Genomic DNA, 13797 nt, shown 5'->3' with positions numbered 1-13797 from the left:
ATGCTGATATAAATATGAGTTGGAAACGATTTAACCTGGTCAATAACATTCTCGGTTGGGCAACATTCCTCATCGCTGCCACCGTTTACCTCATGACCATTGGCCCCACAGCGAGTTTGTGGGATTGTGCTGAGTTTATTGCATGCGTTAACAAACTGGAAGTAGGGCACCCTCCCGGCGCTCCTTTCTTCATGCTGGTTTATAACGTAATTACTAACCTGACGGGCGATCCGACTAAAGTGGCGTTCCTTGCCAATGCAACAAGCGCCCTGCTCAGCGCTCTTACTATTCTTTTCCTTTTCTGGACTATCGGACATATGGTTCGCCGCATCATCACACCGGATGTGCGCCCGTACGATCTCGAGCCTGTACGCACCGAACTGACCCTCACCGAAAGCATCCTCATTTGGGGCAGCTCTTTGGTGGGAGCATTGCTCTACACTTTTACGGACTCTTTTTGGTTTAGCGCCGTAGAGGCGGAGGTTTATGCTTTCAGTTCGTTATGTACAGCATTGGTTTTCTGGCTTATGTTCAAATGGGAAGAGCGCAGCGAACAGCCTCGCTCGGACAGGTGGCTCATCCTGATAGCTTATTTTATGGGTATAAGCATCGGTGTACACCTGCTCAACCTGCTCTGCATACCGGCCATGGCATTGCTCTATTATTACAGACGATATAAAACTCCGAATATCAAAGGGGCTTTGATCACCCTTATCATCTCTTTCGGCATCATCGTTGTCATGATGTACGGCATTATTCAAGGCGTACCCAAAGTGGGCGGTGTTTTCGATGTATTCTTCGTGAACAACTTCGGAATGAGTTTCAACTCCGGTCTTTATATCTATCTGGTCCTGCTATCTGCCATTTTAGGCGGTACGCTATACCTTACCGACAGAGCCTCAAAAGGACTGAAACATAACGATAAACTGATGCGTGCAGGCATACTTGGCGGTGTAATGCTGATGGGCATTCCATTCTTCGGAAACGGTATGGCAATCGGTATTATACTGAGTGCAGCTTTGGCCATATTTCTTTTCACGCGGAAAAGACTCCCCATCAAACTGTTCCACACATTGCAGCTTTCGCTGGTGGTCGTACTCATCGGTTTTTCCTCTTACGGAGTTATTCTGGTACGGGCTATCGCCAACCCTCCTATGAATGAAAACAACCCACGAAATGCACTTACACTGCGCAAATATCTGGCACGCGAGCAGTACGGCAGTACCCCGCTCTTTTACGGCCCCACTTTTGCCTCGAGACCGATAGCAGTGGAGAAAAACGGCGAAGTGATTGGCGAAGCTCCGAGAGACAGCATAAACAATAAAGATAGATACATCAAATACTACGATCGTAACAAGTATATCTATCCCGCTAATGCCCAGATGCTATTTCCCCGAATCTATTCTCCTCAAGCCTCTCACATACAGGTCTACAACTCCTGGATGGGACGTGCTTACAACGACTATACGATGCCAACATTCGGAGATAACCTGCGTTTCTTCCTGACCTATCAGGTGAACTTCATGTATTGGCGTTATTTCCTTTGGAATTTTACAGGTCGTCAAAACGACATTCAGGCCGACGGTGGTTTACTGCGAGGCAATGCGATGACGGGTATCCGCTTTATAGACAACCTCTTCCTGGGCGATACTTCTAACATGCCTAAAATGACTACGGAAAACAAAGGGCACAATGTATATTATATGTTGCCACTGCTTTTGGGATTGCTCGGCATTGCTTTCCAGCTCCTCAAAGGAAAAGAAAAGGGAGCACAAAGTTTTTGGATTACATTCTTCCTGTTTTTTATGACCGGTCTGGCCATCGTATTATATGTGAACCAGACACCGCTGCAGCCACGTGAGCGAGATTATTCGTATGCGGGTTCTTTCTATGCCTTCTGTATCTGGATCGGCATGGGAGTCACAGGCCTATGGGTCATCCTGAAAAAACTGAAGATGAAAGACACGGGAGCCGCGATACTGGCATCGGCACTGGCTCTGATCGTGCCCGTACAAATGGCTTCGCAAAACTGGGACGACCATGACCGCAGCGGACGTACCATAGCACGCGACATCGGTAACAATTACCTCGAAAGCAGCGAACCGAACGGGATTATTTTCTGTTTCGGCGATAATGATACCTTCCCGCTATGGTATATGCAGGATGTGGAAGAGGTACGCCGTGACATACGTACGGTAAACCTGAGTTATCTGGGCGGAGGCTGGTACTGCAATCAAATGCAGCGTAACAACTATGACGCTCCGGCTCTGAAAATGGAATACCTCACTCCTCATTTCCTCGCTCATAACGAAATGGTGGGCATCGAAGCCGTTAAACCGATGATGGGATTGGCGGAAGGTCTGCACTTTGCCACGACAAACGAGGCAAAAACACTGCCTACGGATGTATTGGTAGCTCCGGTCAATAAAGAAAAACTACTTAAACAGGTTCCCGAACATCTGCATGAGAACATTTTGGAGAACCTCCCCATTTCGGAGCGTAATAAACGATACTTGGGGCTGGACGGATTGGGTGTGCTGGACATCATACACGGCAACGACTGGGAACGCCCGATATACTGGACGGTAGGTAGCCCACGCGATGCATTTTCCAATCTGGCGAACTTCCATGTTCAAACAGGTATGTTATGGAAATTCCTGCCTGTCAACCTGCTTAATTCGGATAGCACGAGCATAGCGCCGATCGATTTGGATCGTACCTATGATCTGGTAATGAATAAATTCAGATGGGGCGGTGCCGAGAATCCGAAGGTCTACATGGATATGACCTGCCGCAATCTGATGATGACCTACCGTACAAATGTATTCGTACCGCTGGCAAAAGGATTGCTGCAAAGAGGAGAAACGGAAAAAGCCCGTGAAGTGCTGAAAAAATGTCTGGTATCCGTTCGTCATGAAGTGGTACCGCATGACGAATTCAGCATATATCTCATGGAAGTTCTCTATGATGCAGGGTTGAAGAAAGAAGCCGATGAAGTAGCACAGCATATCGCTTCGTCTGTGATGAGCAAACTGGACTGGATGTTCGGCATGATCACCACAAAAACCGATATCTTCTTCAAACTGATGGAAGCGGGTGAGGTAGACTATGAGATGCGTAATGCTATCGGATTGATTCAAATCTGCAACAAAAAAAACAGTCAGATAGTCAATAACCTTGTACCTCGAATAGATACATACAGGCAGTTGATAGAGACTTCGTCCGAAAAAAACAAAGAGCGGAATAATCCGTTGTAAATCGACGACAATAAACAAAAACTTCGGTTCCATAAATCTGTTATCGACAGTTTATGGAACCGGTTTTCGAGAAAATATCCCTGTAAAACAAGAGACCTCAAAAACAGGGTGTACATAAAGAAAGGTGCAACATATCCCGAAACCAGTGTACACATCCAAACCGCCGGTTTTCATGTTCTTAAGACAATATCTACAGATCTCTCGATTTCACACTCATAATAGAAGCGATATCTATGATTGAACATTTTATTTGTCAGGTACCGCTCTTTTACCGGGCTCTTATCCCGGGTGGACGATGGTGCATACCCGCATACCGCGGGAAAAGCGTTTATCTGACATTCGATGACGGTCCCATTCCCGAAGTTACTCCATGGGTATTGGACAAACTGGACGAACTGGATGTAAAAGCTACTTTTTTTTGCGTGGGAGACAACGTAAGAAAATATCCCGAAGTGTTCGAAGAAATCAAACGACGAGGACATCAGGTGGGCAATCATACATTTCACCACATCAAAGGACTGGAAAAAAGCGCTCGCAGCTATATCGAGGATGTGGAAGCTGCCAACGATCTCATACACTCCCGGTACTTCAGGCCCCCGCACGGGCATTTGCTGTTTTCGCAGGTACGCGAGTTGAGCAAACGCTACGAACTGATTATGTGGGATGTAATTACACGCGACTACAACAGAAAACTCTCGCCGGAACGGGTCCTATATCACGTTAAACGCTACACCCGTAACGGTTCGATCATCGTTTTCCATGATTCGCTGAAAGCGGAAAAGAATATGCGCGAAGCCATGCCTCAGGCAGTTCGCTGGCTAAAGGAACAAGGCTACACATTTATGCGCATAGGGGATATGCGCTGATACAATAAAAAAGAACTGCCTGAGTGTATTCCTTACAGGCAGTTCTTTTTTATTTAATCGTATTCATCGCAAATCGACGACTTCAGCATGAGGATACCGGGCTTTACTTAAGCGGAAGAAAGACGAATCCGATTTTCCTCCATAAGGATCTAAGGAATGAACCGCTACTTCCATGTGTGAGCCATCGCGACCATAGATTAAGATCTTATGCGGAAGTTTCGTTTTCGTAATAAAATCGACAACAAAATATTTAAGCATCTCAGACTTTGCCGGAGTAAATCTCAAAGAGTTTCCTCCCTTGAATGCACCCTCCGTTTTCACATGAAAACCTTTAGCACGCGATGAAAGAAAAAGCAACGGATTGATCTGCAATAATTCTTCACCGGATGGTTTGGAAATCGTCAATGTATTCTCATCCTCATTATAGACAGAGAGCAATCCATCAGAATAGGCAGCAGTAATACCGCCGTACTCCAATCTGAATTTTTCTTTCTCCATATACAGCGTACCGCTAATTACAGAAACAACATCGGAAGACGTGACAGACGTTTTTGAAGTAAATGAAGTCTTTACGATCTTATCGGTAAATATCGCTTTTTCTGCATCAGCCAATATCTGAGACGGATTTTGTGCCTGCAACAGGGAAAAACAAAACAATAGTAAAACAGTAAAAATACTGTAGCGAGCGATCTGTTTCATTGTCATTCTGAATTTTGATTACATAGAGTTAGACAGCAAAAAAGCCTGTCGTTTATCAATCGAGCGTGGAAAGAAGACGGGCAAGGGACTCTTCGTCGGAAATAAGCACATCGCGGGGCTTACTGCCATCCTGCGGAGAAACGATTCCGGCAGCCTCAAGCTGGTCCATCAAACGGCCGGCACGATTGTACCCGATGTTAAACCGACGTTGTATATTACTGGTAGAACCGATCTGACTGTTAACGACCATACGTGCCACTTCTTCAAAAAGCGCATCTTTTTCTTTGGAGTTGAAGACCTTCACATTCTCATCGTTGTCGGCTATGTACTCAGGCAAATCGTACGGATGGCCGAAACTTTCCTGGCCTTCTATACACTCCACAATATCTTCGCTCTCGGGCGTATCGACGAAAGCACACTGCAGGCGAAGCATATCCTTGCCCTGATAGAAAAGCAGGTCTCCCCTACCCACCAACTGATTGGCACCGGGAGAATCCAAAATAACACGGGAGTCTATCTGGCTGAACACCTTAAAGGCTATACGTGCCGGGAAGTTGGCCTTGATAACACCGGTAATAATATCAGAAGAAGGACGCTGGGTAGCAATAACCATGTGAATACCGGCAGCCCGGGCTTTCTGTGCGATACGGGTAATGGGCGTTTCAGCCTCTTTGCCATTGGTATTCATAATAAGGTCTGCATACTCATCGACAATGAGCACGATGTATGGCATAAAATCATGTCCATCCAAACGAGACAGCTTACCCGCCATTACCATTTCATTATAATCCTTGATATTCCGCACACGGGCATCGGTAAGTTTACGATAACGGTTATCCATTTCAATACAAAGAGAATTGAGTGTAGGCACAACCTTAGACATATCGGTAATAATAGGATGCTGCACATCGGGCAGTTTCGCCAGATAATGGTTTTGCAAACCTTCATAGACACTGAACTCCAGCATCTTGGGATCGACCAAAACAAACTTTAATTCTTCCGGACGCTTACTGTACAAAAGTGAAGTAATCAACGCATTCAGCCCGACACTCTTACCCTGTCCGGTGGCACCGGCAATAAGCAGGTGCGGCATCTTCGCCAGGTCAAAAATAAAAGGCTCGTTGGTAATGGTTTTACCCAAAGCAACCGGCAAAGCCATTTTTTCTTTAATATCTTCAAAGCGTTTGGAGCCTAAAACAGAACGCATGGAAACGATCTGAGGAGAAGAGTTCGGTACTTCTATACCGATAGTGCCCTTGCCCGGCATTGGGGCTATGATACGAACTCCTTCGCTTTTGAGGCTCATGGCAATATCGTCTTCCATAGCCCGTATGCGGGAAATTTTGATACCGGCATCGGGGATCACCTCATAGAGGGTAACAGTAGGTCCGATCGTAGCTTTATGAAACGAAACGCCCAACTTAAAGCTATCCAATGTGGAGATAATTTTTTGCTTATTCGCCTCAATTTCTGCCATGTTGTGCTCCTGCCCGGAGTCGTAGTTTTTGAGTAACTCCAAAGAGGGGAAACGGAAATGTGCCAATCTTACGCCGGGGCCAACCTGAGAACGGGAAATGGTATTGATATCGACCATTTCCGTTTCGGGGGCTATCTCCACGATCATCTCATCGTCCCTTTTCTTCTCATTCCGACTTTGAAATGGGGGTACGACAGAAACCGGAGGAGTTTGAACGGTCAAAAAATCATCCGGCTCCTCATCGTCAAGAAGAGTTTCATCTTCATTGACGTTCTCCTCCTCTCTATCTGCCTCTGCATTTGACGGAGAAGTTTTTTCCTGTTTTTTTCTTCTCTTAATCCACTTCAAACCCAATAAACTGCGGAAGAAAAGGACGGCATCCTTTTTGACCAAAACCGCTATAACGATAAAAAGAGCTAACAACAACAAAACGAAACCGACGGAACCAATGGAACGAGACAGCCAAAGAGCCCAACTTTGACCGTGTAAACCACCCCAAACGAGGAAACTGTTACTGTCTACCAACCCTTGGAGCCAACCGAAAAACAAAGAGAACCAGATAGCGGCAGAAGCACAGAAAAGAAAACGTTTTACATAAGAAACACGCTCCAAAAGCCCCATCAACTTCAGACTGATCGAAACAATATAGATAAACAGAAAAACGATGCCGAAACCGAATAAACGGTTGAACAGGAAATCGCTCAAAACAACTCCCTGAGGTCCGCATTTATTGGCTACATCTATTCGCCCCAATAGAATATCTGCCCATGGTGCACCGTTGATAACACTCTGGTCTTTGCCCCCTGAAAAGAAAAAGGAGCCTAATGCTATGGAAGAATAGATAATTAAAAGGAGCAACACTGTGCCTACGATAAAACCGGCACGGTCACGACTGAAAGAAAAAGAGAGAGAATTCTTAAGCCTTTGCCATACCCGGGAAACAGATCGTTTCTTCTTTGTTGGATTTTGTCTGGATGCGGATTTATTTGATCTTCGAGTTGTTCTTTGATGCCCGGCTCGTTTCTGATTTGTCATAATAATATAAAGGAATTTAGTCCTTTACAAAAGTAATAAAGATTTGCCTTAAGCTGCATATCATGCAAGTAAGCCGCCAAAAGCTCTCTGTATTAAAGTTGCATGTTACCGAAAAGTAACATACCTTTACTGTTACCTTTCGGTAACATGCAAAAAGAAAGACAATGAAAGATCGGGATTTAACAGAAAAGAAAATTCTGGACGCTGTAGGGAATATAATTATCCACGAAGGATTCGAGAATGTAGGTGTAAACTCCGTTGCACAAAAAGCAGGAGTTTCAAAAATGTTGATTTACAGATATTTTGGCAGTTTGGATGAATTGATTACGAAATACATTCTGCAAAAAGACTATTGGATTAACATCACTGTCGATCCTGTAAAGTCATCCAACTTAAGCCGCAGCATCAAACAACTTTTTCGGCAACAAATAGCACAACTCAGGGAAGATACTACTCTGAAAAGACTTTACCGCTGGGAACTATCCGCAAAGAATGCCTCCACAAACCGACTGCGAGAAAAGAGAGAACAAAACGGTTGTCAACTAATCAAAATCGTCAGCGAATTAACACATTCATCCGAAAAAGAGGTAGCAGCTTTGGCAACCATCCTGTCTGCATCAATAAGCTACTTAGCTCTCTCTGAAGAACTTAACCCGACCTATAACGGGATAAATCTACAAAGTGAAAAAGGTTGGGAGCAAATAGCAGAAGGAATGGATCTAATCATCGATTTATGGTTAAAACAGGAACGGCAATGAAAAGACAAACGATACTATCAACTTTATTCATTTTTGTTTTTATGAGTATTATACATGCACAAAGCCCGGACTTTCTGTTTATGATCGAACAGGCGGGAAAAGCTCCATCAGGACACAATACACAACCCTGGCTATTCAAAATAAATGAACCGGTCATAGAGATTCATCCGAATTTCGAGAAATCATTGCCCGTGGTGGATTTCGACAACAGAGAGCTTTTTATCAGCCTCGGATGTGCAGCAGAAAACCTTTGTATAGCCGCAATCCACAAAGGCTACAAGCCAACAGTCTCAGTCGGCCAACAGGGTGTGATTACCATTCATCTTACCAAACAAGATACACCGGCGAATATCGAAACGTTAATAGAACAAATAGCATTAAGACAAACGAACAGAAGTATTTACAACGGGAAAATGATTGCGGAGGATACGATAAGACTATTAAAGTCTATCGACATTCATCCGGAAGTAAACATCTATTTTTATGAAAAAGGTTCTCCGGAATTCGACACCATCGCTCAATATGTATTCAGAGGGAATTTGTTACAGATGCAAGACAAAGCCTTCAAAAACGAACTACGAAGCTGGATGCGTTACAACAAAAAGCATCAGGACGAAACAAACGACGGCTTGAGTTATGCTGTTTTCGGAGCGCCCAATCTGCCTAAATTTATCGTAAAACCGATAATGTCAAAGGCAATAAACGGGAAATCGCAAAACAAAAGCGACAAGAAAAAAATCGAATCCTCATCACACTTCGTACTCTTTACAATACAAAACAACAATATTGCCGAATGGATAAACCTGGGACGAACATTAGAACGTTTTCTGCTCAAATCCACGGAATCAGGTATTGCACACGCTTATCTGAACCAACCCAATGAGATACGATTTTTGTCCAAAGAAATGGCTAAAGCCATCGATATACAAAATGGACACACAGCCATCCTGTTAAGAATAGGATATGGTAAAAAGATGCCCTACTCCAAAAGAAAAGACGTCCGTCAATTGATAATCAAAGACTGAGAAACAAGATTTGGTTCTACAATATCGAAAAGATACTTATAGAGCTACTTTATTTTTATGTGCCTGTATTTTTGAAAAAGTAAAATCAGGAAATGGCACTCCAATCCGTATCATTGCTGAAAATTAAGCGCATACGTTCTTTTAACGGAGCATAATAATCGGAAGAGAGATCGGAATCTTTGGCAAAGATACGTTCTGCCAGCTCTCTGGTGAGTTGTACCATAGCTCCGTCTCGTGCAGGATTAGCAATGCGCAGTGTCATCAACCTGCCGCTTTGGCGTGTACCGTCCAATTCTCCAAAACCTCTTAATTTCAGATCTTCTTCGGCAATCACAAAGCCGTCATTTGTTTCCACCATAATTTCCATACGCTTCCGGGTCTCTTCGGACAGGTTGCCTCCGGTAATCAGTATACAGTAGCTTTCCGCACCTCCCCGTCCCACTCGACCCCGAAGTTGATGAAGCTGCGAAAGCCCGAAACGCTCTGCTCCCTCTATAACCATAACGGTGGCATTCGGTATATCTACCCCCACCTCAATTACGGTAGTTGCCAGCAATATCTTCGCTTCGACCGAAGAAAAACGCCGCATTCGCTCCTCTTTTTCCATGGCTGTCAATCGTCCGTGCACCCATGTCAGATCAATATCGGGAAATATTTCGCAAAAAGTATTGTATCCTTCTTCCAAACTTTTATAGTCTTCGGATTCGTCGATCATCGGGTAAACGACGTAGACTTGATATCCCAGCTCTATCTGCTTCCTTAAAAAACGATAAACCGGAGCCATATCGTTATCATAATGATGAAATGTCTGCACCGGCTTCCTGCCGGGAGGCAGTTCGTCTATAACGGATATATCCAAATCGCCATAGAGTGTCATGGCCAATGTGCGGGGAATAGGAGTAGCACTCATAATAAGGATATGGGGTAAAATATCGGTACTTTTTTGCCAAAGCTGCGCTCGCTGCGCCACACCGAAGCGATGCTGTTCGTCTATGATAGCCAATCCCAGCCGGTTAAAAACCACTGTCGGTTCCAACAAGGCATGCGTACCTACCACAATACGCAGACTGCCATCGGCCAATGCAGGTAAAATGTTTTTTCTTTCCGAAACTTTTGTGCTTCCTGTGAGCAATGCTACCTCTATACCCAAAGGCTCAAGCATACGGCTGAGCGTTTTATGATGCTGACGTGCCAATATCTCTGTGGGAGCCATCATGCAGGCCTGATAGCCATTGTCCAAGGAAAGCAGCATACACATCAAAGCCACCAACGTTTTACCGCTTCCCACATCCCCCTGCACGAGCCTGTTCATCTGTTTACCGGTCAGTGTATCCTGCCGTACTTCTCGAATAACCCTTTTTTGTGCACCGGTTAACTCAAAAGGGATATGACGGGTATAAAAGGTATTGAACAGAAAACCGACTTTCTCAAATATAAATCCGTGAAAAATGGCTTTGCGATGGAATTTGAGCGATTGCAGTTTGAGTTGGAGAAAAAACAATTCTTCGAATTTTAACCGTCTGCGCGCTCCTTCCAACAGAGTTGCATTTTGTGGAAAATGAATATTGACAATGGCATCGGCATAACTCATAAGATGAATATGCTCCGTTATCTCCGGCGGTAAGGTTTCGTACAGGTACGGGGCAACCTGTTTCATCAGCGTATCCATAACAGTGCGCATGACACGGTTAGTTATTCCGGCTTTTTTCATGGCATCCGAAAGCGTATACATAGGCAAAAAGCCTCCGCTAAGCAAGTCTGCTTTCTCCATTTTATCGATTTCCGGATGTGCAATGTTATAAATACCGTTGAAGAATGTGGGCTTACCGAAAATCAGATACTGTCTTCCTATGGTCAATGACCGCTCTATTTGGCTGATATTTCTGAACCATACAAGTTCAATGGAGCCGGTTGCATCGTAAAAAGTAGCTTGCAGTCTTCTCTTTCGCCCTGTACCCACCTGTTCCATGTGGCGTATGACACCCGACAACTGTATGTGCGGCATATCGGAGGTCAGTTCTCGAATGGTATAGATACGGCTGCGATCTACATAACGATAAGGATAGTTCTGCAACAGGTCCAAATAAGTATGAACATCAAGATCCGCAGCCAGCACGTCCGCCCGTCTTTGCCCGACACCCGGCAGTCTGCTTACCGGAGTTTCCCAGATCATTTTTGCCATACTTCCATCCATCACTGCTTCTTCCTATCTTCTTTCCAACAATAATCGAGCTATTTCCATATCGACAGGATCGGTCAGCTTGATATTTTCTTGATTTCCGGCCACGGTAGCAGGGTATCGGCCGGGATATGCCGCTTCATAGACAGAAGCATCATCGGTAAATTCTGTTCGATACGGCTGTTCGTAAGCCCGGCGAATTAAAGCCAGATCAAATGTTTGCGGTGTCTGTACCATGACATATTCACTGCGTGGTACAGCCCGGCTGCTTCCGTCCTTATTCAGTTTTCTCAAACTCTCTATAAGCGGCATGACAGGAACAGCCGCACCATCTGCTTCAGCTGCTTCGAAACATCTTTCGATTGTTTCCGTGCTAACCAAAGGACGAACACCGTCATGTATTGCCACCAGACCGCTATCAACCTCCAAAGCCAGCAATCCGCTCCGGACCGAATGAAATCTGGTTTCTCCTCCGTCTGCAATCCGGTGAGGTACATCAAACCGATATTCGGCACACAGCTCTTTCCAGACTTGCTGCTGATCTTTGGGCAATACCAACACGCACTTTTCGCATAAAGCATACCACTTGCGCAGAGTATGCATCAATACCGGTTCCTTTCCTAACAGAAGAAACTGTTTGGGTATGTCCGATCCCATGCGGGAACCCCTGCCCCCTGCCACGACAATGGCATAGCGCAGGGGTTTACTGCTGTCGTTACTATTCATGAAAAAAATTTAATCGTCGCTTTCACTTTTCCCGGAAACAAAAGATTTGCCATTACTCTCATCCAAACGCGCCATCAATGTTTCCAACTGTTTATCCGTCCCGGTCAGTTTATTGCGGCAGAAAGCCACCAGTTCCACCGCTTCTTCCACCAAGCGTGTCAACTCATCTACATCAGGGTTGTTATGTTCGATAATGGCCACGATCTCTTCCAACCGTGCGGAAGCTTCATTATAGGTTCTGTTTTTACTCATAAAAATACAATGGGATTAATTTTCGGCAGAGAACATCGGATCCCATGCCGGCAATCTTACCGGTTCGGTCTTCAATAAGGCCTTAACCTTCGGAGTAACATAACGCTTATCGATAACAAGACGGAAAGTGTAGGCATCGAACCAGCGATCTGTCATGATCAAGTGACCGTTGAAGCCGTTCGTTTCACCCCAGCTGTTCTCTACCATCCATTTTGTCGGTTTCCCTTTTTGATCCAGATCCACTGCAACCAAAGTCATGGCATGAGTGGAACCGCTATCGAACGTAGCAATACGCTCTTTCTTGTTCATATTGAGATCGATACCAAGAAGCGAGTTATAGTCGAAGTTCTCCAAATCAAGATAACCTTTTTTACGGTCAAGTTCTTTGCCTACGTCGCACGAATAATACATCATCGTACTGTCTTTGAGAGAAGCAATCGCCATTTGCTTGATCTCCTCCATCGGCAAATTTACATAAGTCCAGTTTTTTCCGTCGTAGCTATGCCTGTCATAGTCGATTTCGTAAAGTTTGTTATACGGACGGGAAGGGTCGTTCATCAGCATCACGTATTCGTTGCGCATATCCCGGCCGATAAACTTGTTATAGAAACTTTGAGGCGTATAGGTTTCCGTACTGACAATATTGCCTTTGGCATCACGCAAACTATAAGTAAAAGTCTTGGGCGGAATACCTAAATTCATAACCAAAACGCGATAAACATCTTTCAAACAAGCTGTTTTCTGTTGCATCAATTCTTTTTCGGATACCCCTTTTTCGGCAGCAGCACGCATTCTGATACCGGCTTGACGCAATAAGCGAGATAGAATCTTGTTCATTTGTCCGGTGTTGTTACTGGAATATGTTTCAGGCATCACGTCTGCGGGCACCAATCCGTATTTATAAAGATTGTCGGAAACACCGGTAAACTGTCCGCCGTCTCCGATGGGGTTCTTGAACAGCCATTCTACCATCTTATCATCCATAGGTTTTTGCCGGGTATCGATAATGCCCTGAAGAAAAAGGTTGGCTTTTTCCATCTGATCCCAAAAGAAATTGTAATTGTGCGAAAAGAAGAAAGCTCCCAGCCCATAGTCCGTAATCATACGGCTGCGCAGTACGTTCAGCCCGGTAAAGAGCCAGCAACGACCGCTGCTAAGTTGATTACTGATACCTTTCGTACTTACACGGTATGTAAAATCCTGATCTATACCGCTAAACTTGTTTGCATCCAGGACCAGACTGCTCATATTGTTATTGATGATAGCATTACGCAATGCTTTTTCCGTAGGTGTGTTTCGATAAGAAGCTTCAATTTCTTTGAGTATTTCCGGACTGATGCCTCCCTGTGCAGTTTGTGCAGACAAATCAGTTCCCATGACACTAATGCTCAAAAAAGCAAAACCAAACAAGATCTTTTTGTTCATTGTAGTAGCTGAGGTTATTAGTATTTGAATTAGCAGGTGTATTATGAAAAATACACCTCGTTTATTTAAATGATATTAACTGTAAATGTAGTTAAAAT

The 13797-nt window shown here is 44.5% G+C and carries 10 protein-coding genes; 4 read left to right on the top strand and 6 right to left on the bottom strand.

Annotated features, from left to right (window positions below; translation table 11 throughout):
* Positions 1-14: 14 nt before the first annotated feature.
* Complete coding sequence (locus tag A3GI_RS0106020) at positions 15-3257, top strand: glycosyltransferase family 117 protein (protein WP_018360570.1); 3243 nt, start codon at positions 15-17, stop codon at positions 3255-3257.
* A 233-nt stretch (positions 3258-3490) separates the two neighbouring features.
* Complete coding sequence (locus tag A3GI_RS0106015; protein ID WP_018360569.1) at positions 3491-4123, top strand: polysaccharide deacetylase family protein; 633 nt, start codon at positions 3491-3493, stop codon at positions 4121-4123.
* Positions 4124-4186: 63 nt separating this feature from the next.
* On the opposite strand, the gene A3GI_RS11235 is transcribed toward A3GI_RS0106015, so the two are convergent.
* Together A3GI_RS11235 and A3GI_RS0106005 are read right to left on the bottom strand one after the other, a co-directional pair.
* On the bottom strand, positions 4187-4828 hold the full coding sequence (locus A3GI_RS11235) for a LolA family protein (protein WP_115087325.1): 642 nt from the start codon (positions 4826-4828) through the stop codon (positions 4187-4189).
* Positions 4829-4877: 49 nt separating this feature from the next.
* The gene (locus tag A3GI_RS0106005; protein ID WP_018360567.1) at positions 4878-7334 is read right to left on the bottom strand and encodes an FtsK/SpoIIIE family DNA translocase; all 2457 of its coding nucleotides are present in this window, start codon (positions 7332-7334) and stop codon (positions 4878-4880) included.
* Between the two features lie 164 nt (positions 7335-7498).
* On the opposite strand from A3GI_RS0106005, the gene A3GI_RS0106000 reads away from it, so the two are divergent.
* Together A3GI_RS0106000 and A3GI_RS0105995 are read left to right on the top strand one after the other, a co-directional pair.
* Complete coding sequence (locus A3GI_RS0106000; protein ID WP_018360566.1) at positions 7499-8092, top strand: TetR/AcrR family transcriptional regulator; 594 nt, start codon at positions 7499-7501, stop codon at positions 8090-8092.
* A 41-nt stretch (positions 8093-8133) separates the two neighbouring features.
* On the top strand, positions 8134-9117 hold the full coding sequence (locus A3GI_RS0105995) for an Acg family FMN-binding oxidoreductase (protein WP_238319952.1): 984 nt from the start codon (positions 8134-8136) through the stop codon (positions 9115-9117).
* A gap of 85 nt (positions 9118-9202) precedes the next feature.
* Here the strand turns inward: A3GI_RS0105995 and recG are convergent, their stop codons facing one another.
* The 4 genes from recG to A3GI_RS0105975 are packed head-to-tail and all read right to left on the bottom strand — an operon-like array spanning position 9203 to position 13699.
* On the bottom strand, positions 9203-11299 hold the full coding sequence (gene recG / locus A3GI_RS0105990) for an ATP-dependent DNA helicase RecG (protein WP_026215972.1): 2097 nt from the start codon (positions 11297-11299) through the stop codon (positions 9203-9205).
* A gap of 24 nt (positions 11300-11323) precedes the next feature.
* Entirely contained in the window at positions 11324-12022 is a 699-nt protein-coding gene (locus A3GI_RS0105985) for a 2-C-methyl-D-erythritol 4-phosphate cytidylyltransferase (RefSeq protein WP_018360563.1), read from the bottom strand.
* Between the two features lie 9 nt (positions 12023-12031).
* A complete protein-coding gene (xseB, locus tag A3GI_RS0105980; protein WP_018360562.1) occupies positions 12032-12274 on the bottom strand; it encodes an exodeoxyribonuclease VII small subunit in 243 nt (80 codons plus the stop codon).
* Positions 12275-12289: 15 nt separating this feature from the next.
* The gene (locus A3GI_RS0105975) at positions 12290-13699 is read right to left on the bottom strand and encodes a C1 family peptidase (RefSeq protein WP_018360561.1); all 1410 of its coding nucleotides are present in this window, start codon (positions 13697-13699) and stop codon (positions 12290-12292) included.
* Between the last annotated feature and the right edge of the window lie 98 nt (positions 13700-13797).

Source organism: Porphyromonas macacae DSM 20710 = JCM 13914 (assembly GCF_000379945.1).
Lineage (GTDB): Bacteria > Bacteroidota > Bacteroidia > Bacteroidales > Porphyromonadaceae > Porphyromonas > Porphyromonas macacae.
Note: the sequence above shows the minus strand (reverse complement) of the source record. Positions and strands in the feature narration are given on the sequence as shown.

Bases quoted from the DNA above. Each gene is read 5' to 3' on its own strand.
- A3GI_RS0106000 (WP_018360566.1), top strand. From the start codon at position 7,499: ATGAAAGATCGGGATTTAACAGAAAAGAAAATTCTGGACGCTGTAGGG.
- recG (WP_026215972.1), bottom strand. From the start codon at position 11,299: ATGGCAAAAATGATCTGGGAAACTCCGGTAAGCAGACTGCCGGGTGTC.
- A3GI_RS0105985 (WP_018360563.1), bottom strand. From the start codon at position 12,022: ATGAATAGTAACGACAGCAGTAAACCCCTGCGCTATGCCATTGTCGTG.
- A3GI_RS0105975 (WP_018360561.1), bottom strand. From the start codon at position 13,699: ATGAACAAAAAGATCTTGTTTGGTTTTGCTTTTTTGAGCATTAGTGTC.
- A3GI_RS11235 (WP_115087325.1), bottom strand. From the start codon at position 4,828: ATGACAATGAAACAGATCGCTCGCTACAGTATTTTTACTGTTTTACTA.
- xseB (WP_018360562.1), bottom strand. From the start codon at position 12,274: ATGAGTAAAAACAGAACCTATAATGAAGCTTCCGCACGGTTGGAAGAG.
- A3GI_RS0106015 (WP_018360569.1), top strand. From the start codon at position 3,491: ATGATTGAACATTTTATTTGTCAGGTACCGCTCTTTTACCGGGCTCTT.
- A3GI_RS0106020 (WP_018360570.1), top strand. From the start codon at position 15: ATGAGTTGGAAACGATTTAACCTGGTCAATAACATTCTCGGTTGGGCA.
- A3GI_RS0106005 (WP_018360567.1), bottom strand. From the start codon at position 7,334: ATGACAAATCAGAAACGAGCCGGGCATCAAAGAACAACTCGAAGATCA.
- A3GI_RS0105995 (WP_238319952.1), top strand. From the start codon at position 8,134: ATGAGTATTATACATGCACAAAGCCCGGACTTTCTGTTTATGATCGAA.